The organism is Streptomyces sp. CHD11 (genome assembly GCF_018638295.1).
GTDB lineage: Bacteria > Actinomycetota > Actinomycetes > Streptomycetales > Streptomycetaceae > Streptomyces.
This window is the reverse complement of record NZ_JABTTS010000036.1, coordinates 1-17,024: the sequence shown is the minus strand read 5'-3', so window position 1 is coordinate 17,024 and position 17,024 is coordinate 1. Positions and strand designations below refer to the sequence as shown.

At 71.8% G+C, this 17,024-nt stretch carries 15 protein-coding genes and 1 pseudogene; 4 read left to right on the top strand and 12 right to left on the bottom strand.

Going from position 1 to position 17,024, the window contains the following annotated elements; genetic code table 11:
* Window positions 1-247: 247 nt before the first annotated feature.
* The 4 genes from HTV45_RS29360 to HTV45_RS29345 form a co-directional block, all read right to left on the bottom strand.
* Window positions 248-694, bottom strand: a complete 447-nt coding sequence (locus HTV45_RS29360; protein WP_215208927.1) for a hypothetical protein — start codon at window positions 692-694, stop codon at window positions 248-250.
* A gap of 1,287 nt (window positions 695-1,981) precedes the next feature.
* Complete coding sequence (locus HTV45_RS29355) at window positions 1,982-2,647, bottom strand: hypothetical protein (RefSeq protein WP_215208926.1); 666 nt, start codon at window positions 2,645-2,647, stop codon at window positions 1,982-1,984.
* A 222-nt stretch (window positions 2,648-2,869) separates the two neighbouring features.
* Complete coding sequence (locus tag HTV45_RS29350; RefSeq protein ID WP_251693023.1) at window positions 2,870-3,232, bottom strand: DUF4913 domain-containing protein; 363 nt, start codon at window positions 3,230-3,232, stop codon at window positions 2,870-2,872.
* Between the two features lie 231 nt (window positions 3,233-3,463).
* Window positions 3,464-4,498, bottom strand: coding sequence for an NlpC/P60 family protein (locus HTV45_RS29345; RefSeq protein WP_215208924.1), 1,035 nt, complete (start codon window positions 4,496-4,498; stop codon window positions 3,464-3,466).
* A gap of 170 nt (window positions 4,499-4,668) precedes the next feature.
* On the opposite strand from HTV45_RS29345, the gene HTV45_RS29340 reads away from it, so the two are divergent.
* The gene (locus tag HTV45_RS29340) at window positions 4,669-5,061 is read left to right on the top strand and encodes a DUF3592 domain-containing protein (RefSeq protein ID WP_215208923.1); all 393 of its coding nucleotides are present in this window, start codon (window positions 4,669-4,671) and stop codon (window positions 5,059-5,061) included.
* Window positions 5,058-6,296, top strand: coding sequence for a DUF418 domain-containing protein (locus HTV45_RS29335; RefSeq protein WP_215208922.1), 1,239 nt, complete (start codon window positions 5,058-5,060; stop codon window positions 6,294-6,296). Before HTV45_RS29340 ends, HTV45_RS29335 begins: the two co-directional genes overlap by 4 nt.
* Here the strand turns inward: HTV45_RS29335 and HTV45_RS29330 are convergent.
* The 8 genes from HTV45_RS29330 to HTV45_RS34560 form a co-directional block, all read right to left on the bottom strand.
* Window positions 6,208-8,007, bottom strand: coding sequence for a type IV secretory system conjugative DNA transfer family protein (locus tag HTV45_RS29330; RefSeq protein ID WP_215208921.1), 1,800 nt, complete (start codon window positions 8,005-8,007; stop codon window positions 6,208-6,210). The genes HTV45_RS29335 and HTV45_RS29330 overlap by 89 nt on opposite strands.
* Window positions 8,004-9,899, bottom strand: coding sequence for an ATP/GTP-binding protein (locus tag HTV45_RS29325; RefSeq protein WP_308309781.1), 1,896 nt, complete (start codon window positions 9,897-9,899; stop codon window positions 8,004-8,006). The genes HTV45_RS29330 and HTV45_RS29325 overlap by 4 nt, the downstream gene beginning before the upstream one ends.
* Window positions 9,896-11,389 (bottom strand): SCO6880 family protein, encoded by a 1,494-nt coding sequence (locus tag HTV45_RS29320; protein ID WP_215208920.1) that lies wholly within the window; start codon window positions 11,387-11,389, stop codon window positions 9,896-9,898. Before HTV45_RS29320 ends, HTV45_RS29325 begins: the two co-directional genes overlap by 4 nt.
* Window positions 11,390-11,658: 269 nt before the next feature.
* Window positions 11,659-12,957, bottom strand: coding sequence for a hypothetical protein (locus HTV45_RS29315; protein ID WP_215208919.1), 1,299 nt, complete (start codon window positions 12,955-12,957; stop codon window positions 11,659-11,661).
* Window positions 12,954-13,736 (bottom strand): hypothetical protein, encoded by a 783-nt coding sequence (locus HTV45_RS29310; protein WP_251693013.1) that lies wholly within the window; start codon window positions 13,734-13,736, stop codon window positions 12,954-12,956. Before HTV45_RS29310 ends, HTV45_RS29315 begins: the two co-directional genes overlap by 4 nt.
* A 10-nt stretch (window positions 13,737-13,746) precedes the next feature.
* On the bottom strand, window positions 13,747-14,088 hold the full coding sequence (locus tag HTV45_RS35095; protein ID WP_308309780.1) for a hypothetical protein: 342 nt from the start codon (window positions 14,086-14,088) through the stop codon (window positions 13,747-13,749).
* Between the two features lie 113 nt (window positions 14,089-14,201).
* Window positions 14,202-14,492, bottom strand: a complete 291-nt coding sequence (locus HTV45_RS29300) for a hypothetical protein (protein WP_251693011.1) — start codon at window positions 14,490-14,492, stop codon at window positions 14,202-14,204.
* Window positions 14,489-14,902, bottom strand: coding sequence for a hypothetical protein (locus HTV45_RS34560; RefSeq protein WP_251693009.1), 414 nt, complete (start codon window positions 14,900-14,902; stop codon window positions 14,489-14,491). The genes HTV45_RS29300 and HTV45_RS34560 overlap by 4 nt, the downstream gene beginning before the upstream one ends.
* A gap of 493 nt (window positions 14,903-15,395) precedes the next feature.
* Here HTV45_RS34560 and HTV45_RS29290 point away from each other — a divergent pair, with 493 nt between their 5' ends.
* Together HTV45_RS29290 and HTV45_RS34925 are read left to right on the top strand one after the other, a co-directional pair.
* On the top strand, window positions 15,396-16,193 hold the full coding sequence (locus HTV45_RS29290; RefSeq protein WP_215208917.1) for a transglycosylase SLT domain-containing protein: 798 nt from the start codon (window positions 15,396-15,398) through the stop codon (window positions 16,191-16,193).
* Between the two features lie 14 nt (window positions 16,194-16,207).
* Window positions 16,208-17,024 (top strand): annotated as a pseudogene (locus HTV45_RS34925) (hypothetical protein); the annotation flags it as partial.

Genomic DNA, 17,024 nt, shown 5'->3' with positions numbered 1-17,024 from the left:
TCCGAATGAAGTGACGTGCTGTCCGACCCGACAAGAGTCGAGGCCGATGAGGACGACGTCGGTCGTGACATACCGGGCGGTGCCACGAACGCCGGGATGGCGGATGCTGGGGCTTCGCGGTCCACGGACCGCTCATAGCGTGATGGGGATGACATGGTTGGACCCTTCAGGTTGTAGGTGAGGGGTGCCGTGCCGTCGCGTGGCGTGCCACGCGGAGTTCAGATCATCGATGTCCACGCCGGACGGTTCACCTGCCGCCGCCGCCCCCGGCGCCACCGCCGGGACCCCTGCGCTGTTGCTGGTTCAGTTGCCCCTGCTGGTGGCGCTCCCACGTTGCCCAGACTCCGGGATTCCCACCCTGGGTGTTCCGGCCCGAGGGGCCCGGAGTACCGGCTGTGTGCGGCAGGAGGTCGCTCGCCTGGTACTGCGGGTGAGGTGCGTACTGCGGGCCTGTCGGCTGCGGGGCACCCTGCTGCCCCTGCTGCATGTACGGCAGCGTGTTCCAGGCATCGAACTGGGGCTGGTTCTGGGCGTACTGGCCCGGGGAGCCGGCAGCACCGTAGGGCTGCATCGTCTCCGGAGCGGAGCCACCCGGCTGGTACAGCCCGGGATGCGCCGGTTGCTGAGGTACGTGGGCCGGGATCGTGGGCTGGTAGGGGGCGGCCGCTGTGACGGGCTGATGGCCTTCGGACATCCGGGGGTCCTGCTGCTGGGCCGGGTGCTGCGGGGAGGCTGTGAACTGCGCGCTTGCGTGCTGCAGGGCTTGGCGCCGCAGGACTTCGCGCCGCAGGTCTGTGGGTTTTTGCGGTCTCTTCCCAGAGTTGCCCACTGGTCGTTCCTCTCGCCTCGGAGCTGATGACTCAGGGGACAACGTGCGGAGCGGTGTGACCGGTTCAGTCCGCGGCCGCGGTCGTGCCTGCGCCATGGTGCCCGGAACTTCGGCTCATGGTCCCGGTGCTCTTCTCGTGGGCTGGGTGCCGGCCCGGGCCGTGGCGGGCCACGGAACGGCTGTGGAGCTTGCGGCGGCGTCGCCACGGCCCGCTAGTACGCCCTGTTCGACGGCGCTCGGCTGTATGGGTGACAACGGACGAAGCTCGAGGTCGCCATGGTGTGATCGCCCCAAATCCTCCACCCTCCTGGCCGCTATCTTCTCCGTGGCCGCTGGGCCGGTCGCGTACAGAGCCGCGGTGGCCGCGATCGCGTTGGCCGTGCCCCAGACTGATTCCGCACTTGCTTTGAAGATCGGGACCAGCGTGTTCGAGATTCCCACGGCTGCGGCGATGCCTTGCACGACGGCTTTGGAAAGGTCGTATGCCGAGTCTCTCGGATCCGCCCTCCAGTTCGTGAAGGCAGAATGGGTGTAATGTGCGACGTCGGAGAACTGTGTCGCCGACATCAGAATTTCGCCAGCGGCTTTTGCCCACTGGGTCGACGTACTTTCCTCACCCTTTGAGGCTGCTTTGAGTGCCAGGCTTATAGCGATGACGCCGCTGGCGAACGTCTTGATCCCGGTCGTGACCTGCGGTCGGTGTTCCCGTACCCAGTGCCATGCCGCACCCACCTTCTGTCCTGTCCACACGGCCAAGTTCCCGTCGGCGTCAGATGTGACCGCGACAGTGGAACCCTCCGGAGTGGTGAGGACAATGGACGGAAAGGTCTGACCCGTTTCGTTTCTGTTCAGTGGAGCCCGGGGGAGTTCCGTCCCGGTGCGGAAGGTGATTCCTTGTTCGGCGCTGCTCAGGTCAGGTGCGGATGAATATGGGCGTGATTCCGAGTACGGCACGCGGAGGGTCCTTCCATGAGCATGAGGGCGTGGCCGACAAAGGGTCTCTGGTGATCAGTGAAGGAATGCCCCCCGCCGTCTTCCGGTGAGGACGAGCGAGTTCGGGCGGGTGGGTTCGACCGGTGATATGAGTGTGGTGATGGCGTCGGCAGACGGGCCCGCTGCCGGCACCCTCACGACGGATCCCGAGCAGCCGGTTCACTTGCCGCCGCCCCCACGGCCGCGCCGAATAACACCGTGGCGGCGCAACTCCGCAGACTGGTGCGGGGCATCGGAGGAAGCACCGGAGGCACCGGGGCGCCTGCTTCGGGCATTCTGCGCGGTCCTTCCCCGCCGCAGGAGTTCATGTGCCTCGGGGCCGAGCGGGGTTTCACCGGCATGAGTCGGCACATCCTGTGCGGACCCGGTTGACTCTTGGGCCACGTAAATACCCAACCCGACCCCCGTCGGTACCTCGTATTGCGCTGGGCTTTGCGTGGTGGTCGGGGTGGGGGTTCTGCTCGTGTCGAGGTAGGCCTGTGCGGTGTTGGGGTCGTTGAGGTGGCTGTAGGTGGAGTTCGGGCGCTGGTCGAGGTAGGCCTGTGCGGTGTTGGGGTCGTTGAGGTAGCTGTAGGTGGAGTTCGGGCGCTGTGTGGGGGTGTCGTCCAGGCGAAGGTTGGCCAGTGCGGCGGTGTTGAGGTCGCTGTAGGGAATCGGGCTGTGTGTGGTGGTGCTCGTGTAGTAGGGCTGGGTGGGGGTTCTGTCGGCGTCGTCCTCTTGGCCCTGGACCGCCTGGAAGGCGAGCGCCATGGAGGCGTTCTGGATCTCGTTGAAGTCCGGAGTCGATGAGCTCGCTGGGCGCCGGTAGCGGTCGTTGTCCGACACAGGCTGTCCTCTCAGGGTGCGGGTGATGGCACAGGAGCAACGTCGGGGCCGCCTCATGTGGTTCAGACGCCGGCCGGCGCAGCGCCGCGTTGCGGATCAGCGGTGCGGTTCTGCCCGCGGCCGCCGCCGAGCGCATGGACTCCCGTCCCGGACCGCCCGGGACGGCGGTTCCCGACGAGGCCGCCGCTGCGTGCCGCGTCTACGACCGGCCCGGCCTCCCCGTCATGACGGCGCCGACGGCGGACCGAACGGGTCCACGGCGTCGACTTGGGGAGCTTCCTTCGGGCGGTGCATGCCGGGCTTGCAGCCGGCGAAGGGACCCGCCGCGTCCCTCAGGGCGCTCATCGCCGGCAGCAGGTAGTCGCGGTGCCACTGGGCGGGTCCGGACGGCGGGGAGCCGGGACCGGTCAGGTCCCCCCAGGCCAGCCAGAGGCCGTGGAGGTGAGCGACCGCTTCGGCGTGGTTCCACCAGACGGGGCACCAGGGCAGTCCGGACGAGGCTTCCCTGCCGTACACCGGCAGCAGCACATGATGGGTCCACAGCGTCAGCTGACGCAGCTCCTTCGCGTAGGCGGGCCCCTGCATGTAGAGGATGAACGCCGGGGGCGAGGGCTGCTCCCCGGCGGCCGTGTCGGCCGACCCGGCGCCGGTGTCCTCGGGCGAGGAAGTGGCGTCACTATGGGCTTCGGAGGCCCCGCTCTTCTCCGCTGGCACGGTGGTCATGGTTCTCCCTGCTGCTGCCGTCGGGCGTCCGGCTGGTCGTTTCACGGGTCGCACCGGCCGTGCTGCCCGGTACCGCGGGCCGGTGGCGGCGGTTCAGGCGTCCGGTCGTACCACTCCGAGGATCTCCATGGACCCCGCCGGAGCGACCGTCACCGTGCGGCCCGGACGTGGGGCGTGGATCATGTCGCCGGCGCCGATGTACAGGGCGACGTGGCTGGCGTCGGCGTGGTAGATGATCAGGTCGCCGGGGCGCATCGACTCGAGCGGGACGCGCTGGAGCAGCCGCCACTGTTCCTGCGAGGTGCGCGGGATCGTCACGCCCGCGGCCAGCCAGGCTTGGGAGGTGAGGCCGGAGCAGTCGAAGGAGTCAGGGCCCTCGGCGCCCCAGACGTACGGTTCGCCCAGCTGGCGGGTCGCGTAGTCGAGGGCCTTGCGGCCGGCCGCGCCCGTCTCGGTGCCGAGGTGGTCGAGGATGCCGGTGCTCACCCACTGGGCCTGGGCGTCGGCGGCGTCCTGCTGCTCCAGTTCGTCGAGCTGCCTGCGCTGCTCCACCGCCAGCCGGGACTCCAGCGACCTGGCGGTGTCGATGCGGCGTTGGACCGTCTTGCGGTGGGATGCCATCGCGCGGCGGTTCCCGCGCAGGCGCTCCAGCTCGTCGGAAGCGTCGTCGCTGAGGCCGCGCAGCTCGTCGTGGGCGTCTGCCAGGGTGGTCATCAAGCGGCGCGTGCCCGAGTGGACCCGGGCGGTCAGGGACGCGTTGTCCAGGGCGTGTTCGGGGTCGTGGGTCAGGACGAACTGCACCTCAGCGGGCAGTCCGCCACCGCGGTACTGGCTGCGGGCCGCCGCCCCCGCCTGTGAGGCCAGGCGGGCCAGCTTCCGCTTCGTCACGCCGACCCGGGTCTGCAGCAGGCGGACCCGCTCCGCCTGCCGGGTCACCTTCTCCCCGGCGGCGTTGTACTTCTCGGTGGCGACCTCCGCGTCGTGGTAGAGCTCCTCGAGCTGTGCGCGTACCGCGGGGAGCGTCGCGGGCTCGGCCACGGCGGGCTGCTGGAGCGAAGCCGTCAGGGCGCAGACCAGGGCGGCGGTCGTGGCCATGCGGAGGCCGCGTGCGCGCGGGGTCCGTTTCATCGGTGCCGAAGCTCCCTTCCTGCGTGTCCGGCGGTGGATGTCCACACAACGCGGCGGTGCGGCCCGGAGGTTCAAGGGCGGGTGAACCAGCCCGGCGACGTGGCCCGTTGTGTCCACCGAGGTGCCTGCCGGTGAGACCGGAAGGCCGGGACGCCAAGGAGCGGGGAGTGATGGACACAGAGGTGGTGCTGCTCGCGCTGTGCACGGGGGCCGGCCTTGGCTTTCTGTGCCTCGGCGTACGGGCGGTGGTGACGGCCGCGGGTCTCTGGGCGCGGGGGGAGCGTGTGATGGGGAGGGTGACCGCCCGAGCCTCCGGCGGCGGACGACGTCAGGGGTACGTGATGTTCTTCGATCACCACGGCCTGGAGTACCTCCTCGAACTGGGCAGACTGGGCCCGTTCTACGGTGTGCCGCCGGTCGGGGGCCACATCCCCGTCGTCTACGCGCGCCGACGCCCCGCCCAGGCCCGGCTGTGGACGCGCAGACATCTGCTGGCACCGTCCTTCGGGTGGTTCGTGTGCTCGGTCCTGGTGTTCGGCGCCGGGATCAGGGTCTCGGGATGAGCGGCGGTACCGCCCCGCCCGAAGACCCCCGGCGCGTTCCCGGACTCGATGTGCTGCGCGGCTTCGCCCTGTTCGGCATCCTGCTGGTCAACGCGCTGATGATGGCCGGTCCGTACACCCTGTTCGGCGGCGGCCCGGGGGCCCCGCGGTCCGGCCAGGTGGCGGCCTGGGTGGTGAACGTGCTGGTCACCGGCAAGTTCCACGTGCTGTTCGCGTTCCTCTTCGGCTACAGCTTCGTGCTCCAGAAGCGGTCCGCCGAATGGGCCGGTGCCTCCTTCGCGCCCCGGCATCTGCGGCGCGCCACCGCCCTGCTGGCGATCGGTGCCGTCCATGCCGTACTGCTGTACACCGGCGACATCCTGATGACGTACGGGGCGCTGGCGCTCGTGCTGTACGGGCTGCGCACGCTCACCCCCCGGGCCGCGCTGCGCCTTGCGGCCGTGTTGCTGGCCGTCCCCTCGGTACTCCTCCTCGGATACGGGCTGCTGACCGTCGCGCTCACCGAACCGTTCACCCTCACCGGCCCGTACCCGCCCGCGGTCACCGAACGGATCGCCGCCCATCGCGGTGACGCGCCGTCGGTGGTGGCGGTCCACCTGCGTGACCTGCGCGGGGCGCTCGGCAGGGACGTGCTGTACGCGCCCGTCCATCTGGCCGCCATGCTGGCGGGGCTCGCGGCGGCGAGGTCGGGCGTGGCGGAGCGGCGGGGGCGGGACCGGGCCTGGCTGCGTGCCGTGGCCCTGCGCTGGCTGCCGGCCGGACTCGCGGGCGGTGTGGTCGCCGCCTGCTGTGCGAACGGACCGCTGGACAGCCGCTGGTTCTACGTCGGGCAGGCGGTGACGGTACTGACCGCGCCCGCGCTCACCGTCGTCTACGCCTGCGGGGTGCTCCTGCTGGCCGACGCCTGCCGCCCGGTAGTGGCCAAAGTGCTGGCCGCCGCCGGACGCATGGCCCTCAGCCACTACCTCACCCAGTCACTGGTGCTCTCCCTCGTGTTCACCGGCTACGGCCTGGGGCTGTACGACCGGGCCGGCACCGTCACCGTCGTGGCGGGCTGCGTGGTGCTGTACGCCGTCCAGCTCGGCGCGGGCTCACGGCTCATGGCACGGACCCGGTACGGTCCGGCCGAACTGCTGCTGCGCGGGGTCACCTCGGGGCGCGGTTCCAGCGGTCGTCGGAGCCCGGCTTCGACAGGTGCACGCCCGGCAGCAGACGGCGTGCGGCCCGTTCGGTGATGGCCGCCGTCTCCGCCTTCGCCGCCGCGGAGATGACGTCGGCACCCGGTTCCCTGTACCAGGGACGCAACTGGATCAGCGCCGGTTTGACGCCGGTGGCCAGCAGCAGAGCCGTGCCCTTGGGCAGAGCGCGGATGCGGTCCGGGGGCAGGATCGGATCCAGGCGGTAGGAGTAGGACCGCGAGGTACCGTCCTTGGCGCGGGAGATCGTGGGAGTGCGCACATCGTGCTGGCCCACCAGCGTGGACACCTTCTGGACGAAGTCGGCGTCGTCCAGTCCCGCGCCCAGGAGCTTGATGGTCGCCGCGCTCCACAGCGCGTCCATGCCCACCTCGCCCCACACCCGGGCCCCCTGCCGGTAGCTCTGCAGCAGGGTCACGACACTGATGCCGCGCGAGCCGAAGTGCGAGTAGAGGTCGGGCAGATCGGCGATCCGGCAGACGTTGGCCGCCTCGTCGAGCACCGCCGTCAGAGGCGGGTCGAGACGGCCGCCCATGTACTCCGCCGCGACCACCCCCGCCCGCAGGGTCGCGTCCGCGAGGCCCGCGATGACGCCGGCCGCGGAACCACCGCCGTCCTTGGAGAGGAGGAACAGGGTGTCCCGGCCGAGGACATGCTGGCCGGGACGGAACTCGGGCAGTTCGGGATCGGGTGTGACCCAGGCGAGGATCTCGGGGTCGAGCAGGCATGCGACCGTCTGCCGGGCCGTCTCGTAGATGCCGTCCCGGGTTTCCACCGCGCCGCGCACCGTGCCCTGCAACTGCTCGGCCATCGCGATCAGACCGGCGTCGCGGAGCAGGTCGACCGGCGTGCGGTCGGCGGGGTCGGCGAGCCAGGCCAGCAGTTCCTGCACCGGGGCGCGGTTGCGGGCCGCGGCCAGGAACAGGGCGGTGAGGGTGTTCTGAGCGGCCGAGATCCAGAAGTCCTTCTTGGCGGTGTCGTCGTTGACCGACGCGACGAAATGCCCGGCCAGACGGCGGGCGCCCTCGGTGGTGTGGCACTCGCCGAGCATGTTCCACCACATGGCGCGCGGGGCGTGGGCGATGCCCTGCGGGTCGAACGTCCAGACCGTGCCCGCCTTCTCGCGCTCCGCGCGGGTGACGGCGTACACGTCGGACTTGTTGGAGGTGAACAGTACGGCCCCCTGGGCGCGCAGGACCCGCGGGACGGCGATACCGGTGGACTTGCCGGCCCGGGGAGCCATGAGATCGAGCTCCACGTCCTCGTAACTGCTGCGCAGCTCCGGCCCCTTGGGCGACAGATTTCCGAGGAGGTTGCCGGTCTCGTCGGGGTGCAGCCGGTCACGGCCCTCGAGTGACGGCCGCAGTTCGCGGGCCCTTGCCTCGATGCCCTTGGGACACAGGGCGGCCAGTTCCCGCCGCCCGGCCAGCCCCTTGGGGCGGGCGGCGCGGTTCAGCAGGAGTCCGACGACGAGGGCGACCGGGACCGCGAGGACCGCCAGCAGACCGGTCATACCCGCGTAGACGGCGGCGGGCGGAGCCTGGGGCCACATCGACGCGGGTCCCACGTCGGCCATCCGGGCGATCGTCGACATGGCGAAGGGCGGTGCCTGCCAGCCGTGACCGCTGAGCCCGGCCCCCAGGGTGCCGCCGGACCAGACGAGGCTGAACAGGGTGAGTCCGGCGCCGGCCAGGGCCACGATGGCCCAGGGCAGCTGCTCGTGCATCCCGGTGGCGCGGGGGGCGCTCATACGGTCCACCCCCCGGCCGCCCCGGCCCCGGCACGTCCGGGCAGGCCGGGCGCACCCGGTCCCCCCGGAGCGCCCGGGACGGCGAAGCCACCCTGCTGGGCGGCGCGCCGGACCTGTGCGACGGTGCCGGCCACCGCCTGCTCGACGGCCTCCTCGTTCGGCGTCCAGCGGGTGTTGGTGTTGTGCAGACGGCGCTCGGCGTCGGTGATGGCGACCTTGATGGGGATGCCGGGCCGGCCGCCGACCTTGATGAGGAACCGGCCCCGGCCGGGGGGCTCCTCGTTCTCCCCGGTGACCCCCCAGCCGGGGGGCGAGGACCAGGACGACACGAGTTCGATCTCGCGCCGGGACAGTCCGACCACCTTGCCCAGATCCTCCATCTCGGCCTTCGGCAGTCCGGCGCAGACCACCATGCCCGCCCGTTCGACGAAGCCGCGTGCCTTGGCCCGGTCGGAGTCGGTGCCGAGGGCCTCGGCGTCCTTGAGGGTGTGGGTGATCTTGGCGTCGCCCAGGCCGAGGGAACGGTTGAGGCGGGTCAGCGCGTCGATGCGGTCGACGATGCCGGAGGCGGCGCGCAGCGGGCGCCACAGCTCGTCCAGCACCGTGAAGAACCAGCGGCGGGGCTCCAGCCCGGCGTCCGCGAGGGCGTGCGAGGCTGCCACCGTGCCGAGCCCGTCGGACCAGGCGGCGAGCATCGCGGCGGCGGTGAGCTGGGTGTCGGCCTCTCCGATACCGGAGATGTCGATGCACACGGCGGGCGCGGAGGGGTCGATGCGGGTGGACGTCGGTGAGGCGAAGGTGTCACCGAGCGGGCCGTCGAGAATGCCGAGCAGGGAACGGTGCAGGGGGTCGACGGCGTCCCTGTAGCGGGCGTCGTCGCCGCGGTCGAGGGTGACCGCACGCACCCGAGCGGGGCCCTCGGTCAGGATCCGCAGCACGTCCGGCAGCAGCGCGGGTCGTCCGGGCGAGGTGCGCTCGCGCAGGTGGTGCAGGACGGCGGAGAGCACGGACTGCTCGTGGTCGTCCATCGGACGGCCGCGCACGATGGTGATCAGGGCGGCCACCATGTTCAGCACACGGCCGTGCGTCTCGGCCTTCAGCACCTCGCCCGCCTCGCCGCCGATCCTGGCCGCCGCCTCACCCATGGCACCGGGATCCAGGACGTTGATACCGCCCCGGCCGCGGCCGATGGAGATCACCTGCCCGCCGAGCGCGCGGACGGTGTCGGCGTAGTCGGGCTTGAGGTCGCCGAGGACCAGCGGCACGACACCCGTCGCGGCCAGGCCGATCAGCATCCGGTTGATGAGGGTGGACTTGCCCAGCCCCGGCATGCCGAGCATGAACAGCGAGGGGTTGGAGATGTAGCGGGCCCGGGTGAACCAGTTCAGGGGGTCGCCGCAGACCGTGGCGCCGGTGAAGAGGTGCTGGCCGAGCGGCACACCGGTCATGGGCGAACCCGAACCGGCGGCGAAGGGCCACATGCCGCACGCCTGCACCGTGGTGGCACGCCACATGGTGGGCGGATCCATGTAGCCGACGCGTCCGCCACCGGGCCCGTACCAGCCACGGTCGGGGACGTACAGCTGCCGGCGCCGGGACGGCTTCCCGTCGCCGCCGTGCGGGGCTTCGGACGCCGCCATCCCGCCCGGCCCGCCTTCCGCGCCCCGCCGCTGCTTCCCGGCCTTCCCGGCCTTCCCGGCCTTCCCGGCCTTCCCGGCCTTCCCGTCCGGAGATCCCTTCCGGCCGGTCTTCCCGGCTTTCCCGGTCTTTCCCGCTTTCCCGGCCAAGGACGGATCCCCTCCGGGGTGCCCTGTGCGAAGCGCCTCGGCCGCCTGCTGCTCGGCCAGCCGGTCGGCGCGTTCGGCCCTCTTCTCCTCACTCCGCCGGCTCACAGCGCCTCCTGCAGTTCGTGCGGGATCAGGGTCTGCTCCCAGGGGAGGATCCCGGCCGGCAGGCAGCAGCTGAACGCCGCGGCCTGCATCCGGTCGGCGGGCCGCATCAGCACCCGTGAGGCGGCGGTCAGATTGCGTACGGTCACACTCGCGTCGGCCAGTTCCTCCATGGTGTCCACGGTGACCGTCAGCATCAGGGAGAACTCCACCAGGCCGGCGCCCGACGCCTCCTCCGCCGCGGTCTGCTCCGCCGCCCGCATCTCGGACGCCGCGCGCGCCTGCACCATGCCCTTGCCGGAGGTGGCCATGAACTGGGCCGCGCGCCGGTCCGCCTCCACGATCCGGGCCGAGGTGGCCGGATCGACGGGCCGGTACACCAGCGCGACACGCTTGCGGCGGGTACCGGGCGCGGCCTCCAGCATCCCCCGCAGCACCGAGGACCGTACGGTGCCGCGGGGCGCCAGCGTCATCAGCCAGGTCCGGGACACCCCCGAGTCGTGCTGGTAACTGCCCACGGTCTCGACGGCGGCGGCCGGTCCGGCGTCGTCCCACTCCAGGCCCGTACCGCCGTGCCGGGCACGGGCGTCGAGGACGTCGGCGGAGACGGCGGGGTCGTAGGCGACGCGCACCACCTCGGCGATCCGCTCGGCCGACAGCGGGTACGCCGCTCCGCCCCCGGCCGAGACGAGCCCGCTGAGCAGTCCCGGGACGCGCATGGAGAGGTCGGCTATCACGTCCTCCTTCTTGCGCTTCTGTCCGGCGGGGACGCCGTAGGTGAGGCTGACGTAGGTGTGCATCTCCGACGAGGCGGACGGATAGCGCTCGACGACCTCCTCCATCACGGCGCGAGCGGCGGCGGGCGCGTCCTCGTGGATGCGGGGCAGTACCTCGTGGGCGAGCCGGGTGCCCGGGTCGGGCGCGGTCTCCACGATCACGGACACACCCCGCAGACCCGGTTCGTGGGACAGCCGGGCCAGCCACTCCCCCCACAGCGCCACCCAGACGTCGACCTGGTCCGGGTCGACCAGGGAACCGCCGTCGGGATCGCAGCCGAGCACGATCGTGTACAGGTTCCGGGCCGGGTGGTGCAGCACTCCGAAGGGCCGGTCGTAGGCGTCCCGGCCCTCCGACGCGGTGACCTTGTTGAGCAGGCCGGGGGGACGGAACCGTCCACCGGGCCGTGCGGACAGCGGGCCGGAGACGTAGATGTGCGCGCCCTTGGCCTTGCGCCGCCGCCAGCCGATGCGCAGGGCGAGCAACTGGTAGACGTTGCGCCCGTCCTGGGTACGGACGGCGAGCGGCGCCACGAACAGGGCGACCGGGACGAGCACGACCAGCGCCGCGTACAGCGAGATGAGCGACGCGAGCAGGGTGACGACCAGGCCGCCGAAGACACCGAAGGTGCCGACGAGCCCGAGCGGACCGAGCCCCGGCCGTCTCGGGCGGCGCCAGTTCCCGTAGGTCGGATGGGTGACGGCTTCCGTGGACATGGAGGTCCGGTTTCCCTTCGTGGAGTGTGTGGGGGTACGGGGCGGACGGGGTGGACGGGGACAAGGGGCGGGAAGGACGAGCGGCGGGGACGGGACAGGGCCGCCGGACTCCCGGTGACGACGGGAGGGGGGAGTCCGACGGCCGGTTCGGGGCCCGGACCGGAGACCGGTGGCGGGGCGCCGCGGTACGGCGGTCGCGGTCGGGGGTCCGGGGACGGCGGGTGGCTGCGGGCCGCGGGCTGTCGCGGGCGGCGCCCGCCGTCAGATGGTCACCGGTTGTGCCCCCGGTCCCCGTCGGCGCCGTCCAGGGAGCCTGACGCGGTCCGGCCGGCGATCTGCGCCGCGGTCACGGCCGCCGCCACGGCGGCACCGGCCGGTCCGCCCGCGGTCGCTGCCGCCCGCCCGGCACCACTCGCCGCACCGCCGGCCGCGCCGCCACCGCCCGCGCCCGCTCCCGAGGCACCGGGCCCGCTCGCGACACCCGCACCGGTCGGCCCGGCCCTTCCGCCCGAACCGGAGGAGCCGGAGGAGCCGGACGAGCCGGAGGAGCCGCCCCCGCCCAACGCGCCCGACGCCCCGCGCGGACCACTCTGGCCCGCGGTGCCGCCGCTTCCGCCGCCCGCGCTTCCCGAGGCCCGGGAGCCGAGCGAACGTGCGCCGGATGCCATGGCGCCGCCGGCCGAGGACATCGCACCCGACATGGCGGAGGCCCCGCCGAGGGCGGCGGTGGCGGGCACGACGAGCTTCAGCAGCGCGGGCAGGGCGACGGCGGACAGCAGCATCACGGCGATACCGGCGATCCGTGTATGCGTGGCGGTGTCCAGATCGGTCAGGGCCCCGTCGCCATAGGCGTTGACCGGGTCGGAGCCCACTGACGTCATGGTCATGCCGGCGTACATCACCAGTCCGGCCGCGGGTTTGTACAACAGCCAGGCGATCATCCAGCCGATGTGCTTGCGCCACCAGCCGGAACCCCAGTCCGTCATCGAGGCCGCCGCGGCCAGCGGCAGGGTGCCGAGCAGCAGGATCATGACCCCGAGACGCACATAGAGCAGGATCGTGTGGATGATCGCGGAGATCAGCAGCAGGAAGGCGAGAATCAGCAGCAGGAAGCCCTCGAGGCGGTTCGGGCTGCACACGCCCGTCCCCTCGAGGGTCTTTATCAGGGCGGCGTTGAACAAGTGGTCGGCGTAGTGGTCCGACGCCGCCGCGGCCGCCGTGACGATGCTGGTGGCCGCAGTTGAGACGAGAACGACCCGCAGGATTCCCTTCAGCGCGGTCTGACCGGCGTCGCCGCGCCGCTCCAGAGCCATGCGGGCGGAGGCGAAGAGAATCGAGCCGACCGCGAGATAGACGACGAGCCACTGTGTCTGGGAGTTCACCTCGTGGGAGGCCTGGGCATTGCCCGGCAGGGTGGGGATGGACGTGGCCAGCCCGCCGAACACATCGATCGCGGCGGCCAGGATGGTTCTCGCGATGATGTCGAGGATCGTCCCGACGGGATTGCCCAGGAACGCGAAGAAGTCCTTGAAGAAGTTGCCGAGGGGATTGCCGGTGTCGCACGTCATTCCGGCCTCCCCCAGAGAAGTCGGCCCTCGAGGCTCTGTACCTGTTCCACCGGCGTATACAGAGAACCGTTGCCGCGTGGCACGATTTTCCAGTCGCCGCCGTGCCAGAGCAGGGTGATGGTGGACCTCCCGTACGACTGACCGTTCTTCATGACCAGCTCGACGGACGCCTTCTCCTCCGAGTACGACAGCACGGAGAACCCGCTGTACGAGCCGTACTCCGAGCTTTCGTACGCGTCGGCGGCGGAGTCCCCGATGAGGGAGCGCTGGAACTTGAACATGTCGCGCCCGCGGCCGGCCACGAGCTGCCGCTCGATGACGGTCCGCCAGTCGGGCCCGGTCATCTGCGCCGGAATGATGTGGGCGGCCAGCGCCGCGCCTGCGGGCGTGTGCGCGAAGCACCACCACAGCGGGCCGTCCGTCCGGGTGGGCCCGGCAGACGCCGACACGGGCAACCGCACGACGTTGAGCGCACGCCACTCGACGTCGTCGGGCACGGCCTTGGGCAGCGTGTCCCCGGCGCTGTCGTCCGTACGGCACCCCTCCGGCCGGCCGGCCCCCGGCAGGGGGCTCTCCGACGGACCCGCGACCGTTCTCGTGCCGCCCGGGTCGCCTCGGCCGCCGGCGGCGTCCCCGTCCGACGTCAGCGCCACGATGCCGCTCAGGACCACCACCACCCCGAGGAACACTGCCGACATCTGCCAGCCGCGCTGCTGCCAGTAGGGCCCCGGCGCTTCTGGGCGCCGTTCTCCGCGTGCTTGGCTGAAGAACATTCCCATCGCCGCCGGCTCACGCGAAGACGAACTGGACGACGTGCCCGGCGGTGGCCACCAGGACGCAGCCGCCCAGCACCATGCCGAGGCGGCTCATGTGCTCCGAACTCTCGCCGCGCTTGAGGGAGACGGCCATCATCGTGCCGGTGATGATCACTCCGGCGACTCCGGCGGCGGTACCGGCCCAGGCGGCTATGCCCAGAACCGTGTTGACTTTCGCGGTCAACTGCGCCGGAGCGTTGCGATCCGGGTTGGGCACTGTGTTATCACCATCGCCACCACCATCCTCGCCGCCGGGCGCGGCCGGGTCGGCGGCGAGCAGAGCGGTGGCATGGTCGAGTACTTCGAGCAGGGACATGAGCAACTCCGAGGGAGGGTGGTGCCGTGTGATCAGTGGTGGTCACCAACGGCATGGGGGACTGGAGACCGGGCGGGCCGTCCGGGACACGAGCGCCCGGGGACCGAGCTTGTTCACTGGAGCGACAGGTCGCCGAGGTACGAGACGAGAGGACCGGCGCTCGATGCGAGCACACAGCCGAGGACGGCGAAGAAGGCACCCCGGAAGTACGTGGCACCCTCACCCATCTCGCCGCGGCGCAGCTGGAGTGCCATCTGCATGCCCACGATGAGCAGCCCGGCGACTCCCGCCGCCGAGACGCACCAGGCGAGGACGTCGAGGATGTACGGGGCGTCGGAGGTCGGGGTGTAAGGGGGCAACGTCACGTCGTCGGCCTGTACGAGGCCCGCGAGGCGCGTCGTCATGAATCCCTCCCCTCGCCGCCGCCGCTGCCGACGATCTCGGTGAGCGCGGTGAGCTGCCGGGGCAGATACTTCGGGTCTCCGCCCACCCGCCACGCCGGGATCCACGGAACCCGGTGCACACGGGTGACGGAGCGGATCACCCGGATACGGCGCAGCAGGCTGAGCGGCAGCCGGCCGGGAGCGTCGGCGACGAGGACCACGCCCAGCAGGTCGAGCCCCTGAGGGGCCTTCCCGTCGTTCATGGCGCCCAGGGCACGGGACACCGATCGCAGCCCGTGGGCACTGGTCCGGCCCACCAGCATGACCCGGCGGGGTTCCCCCCGCGAGGGCTCCGGCCAGCGGGCGCCTATGTCCACCCCGCCGAGTGACTCGGCCAGCGAGGTCGCGCCGGCGCCCCCGTGTGCCTTCACCCACCCCACCGCGTTCCGCGACCGAGTCCGTGACGGGGTACGACGCTTCGGGTCCGCCCACGGTGCTCCGTCGGCGGGTGGCGGGTTCCGCCGTCGCGCGGGTCCGCGGTCGGGTGGCGTCGTCGCTCCGGCCGTCCGGGCAGGCCTCGCGGTCGCACCCCGCACCGGCGAAGCGGCTGTCTCCGGCCCGCCTGCCGCCGGGGCCGCGACGGGGCCGGGACCGGAAGTATCGCTGCGAGGCGGGGCCGACGGTCGCGGCTGCACGGGCTGCGGCCCTCGCACCCATGCCTGCGGGTTCGGCGACGACGCGGCAGGAGTGCCCATGGGTGCTCCGCCCCCTTCTCCGCTTGAACTTCGGCTGCTCTGGATCATCTGTTTTCCATCGGTTTGAACCCATTGGCGTGCGGGCCCGTTGCGTTCTGACGTGCTCGTCGGGCAGCACAACGGGCCGTTCGGGCGGCTCGGTTCAAAGTGAGGGAGAAGGCGGGTACACGTGAGCGCGGGCACGGAAGGCGGCGCCTCGACCGCTGTCAGGGACACGGCGATCGCGGGTGTCGGCTGTGGCTGTCTCCTGTCGCCCCTGGTCGTCGTCGGCACCGTGGTGATTCTGATCATTTTCGGTGGGTTCGGCGTGCTACTCGCCCCACTCATCGCCCTGATCATGCTGTTTCAGGGGGGCGGCGACACATCCCGCTACGTACCCGAGGGAGAACGGGTGATCGGTATCGCCCGGGGTGACGGCGCGGGGGAACTGGACCCCTCCACCGTCCCGCAAGGGCTGGCGGACCCCATCGAGGATGCCGGCGAACTGTGCGACGCCATCGGCCCGGTCGTCATCGCCGCCCAGATCGAGCAGGAGTCCGGCTTCGACGCCTCCAAGGCCGGCGAGGACGGCGAGAAGGGTCTGTCGCAGTTGCCGCCCGACGTCTTCGACCGTTACGGCGAGGACGACGACGACAACGACGAGGTCTCCGCCCTGGACGCGGCCGATTCGATCATGGCCCAGGGGCGCTACATGTGCGATCTGGCCGGAGAGGCCCAGAAGATGATCGACGCGGGCGAGGCGACGGGCACGGTCCTGGACCTGAGCCTGGCCGCCTACCACGTCGGGATGGACGCCGTCCGGGAGGCCAGAGGACTGCCGTCCACCCAGGAGGCGACCAGTTACGTCCTGGGCATCCGCGCCCGGTTCGCCCTGTACCAGGGCATCGGCGTTCCGCCCCCGACACCCACGACGACACCGCCGAGCCCGGAGCCCACCGGTTCCGGCCCCACCGCTCCGACCGCATGAGGAGGACAGAGACAGTGACAGTGACCACGGCCCGCTTCGAAGTGCGTCTCTCCGACGAAGGAGTCGCCGACATCGACGGGGAACCCCTGGCCGGCGTCCCGGGCCGGTCCGTGCACGAGGCCGTACTGGACAGACTGCAGCAGTACGCGGAGCTGCGGGGCGCCCCGGTCGAGGCCACGGTGAACGACGGCCCCGGCACCACCCATTTCGTCCTCCAGGTCTTCCCCGACGGCTCCAGCCAGGTCCGTACCCCCACCGGCCCCTTCTCGCCGGACCCGGATACGGCGGATGAACCGGACCCGGGGTCGGCGGATGACCTGGATCCGGGCCCGGAAGCGGCGGGTGACGATCCGGGCCCGGACTTGGCCCTGGACCTGGACTCGGATGCGGCGGGTGACAGACCGGACCCGGCCCTGATCGACATCACGGCCCCGGCCTTGGAACCGGCTCCCCAGCCCGGCCCCCGAGCCGCAACGGGCTTCGCCCTCGCCCCAGTTCCGGCCTCCGCCCCCGTTCCGATCCTCGCCCCTGCCCCCGCTCCCGCTCCCGCCCCCGCTCCTGCCCCCGCTCCCGCTCCCGCTCCCGCCCCCGTTCCGATCCTCGCCCCTGCTCCCGCTCCCGCTCCCGCTCCTGCCCCCGCTCCCGCTCCTGCCCCCGTTCCGATCCTCGCCCCTGCTCCCGCTCCCGCTCCTGCCCCCGTTCCTGCCCCCGCTCCCGCTCCCGCTCCCGCCCCCGTTCCGATCCTCGCCCCCGCCCCTGCCCCCGCCTCGGCCGTGGCCACCGCAATCGCCCGCGCCCGCGCTCGTGCCCAAGCCCAAACGCCAGCCCAGC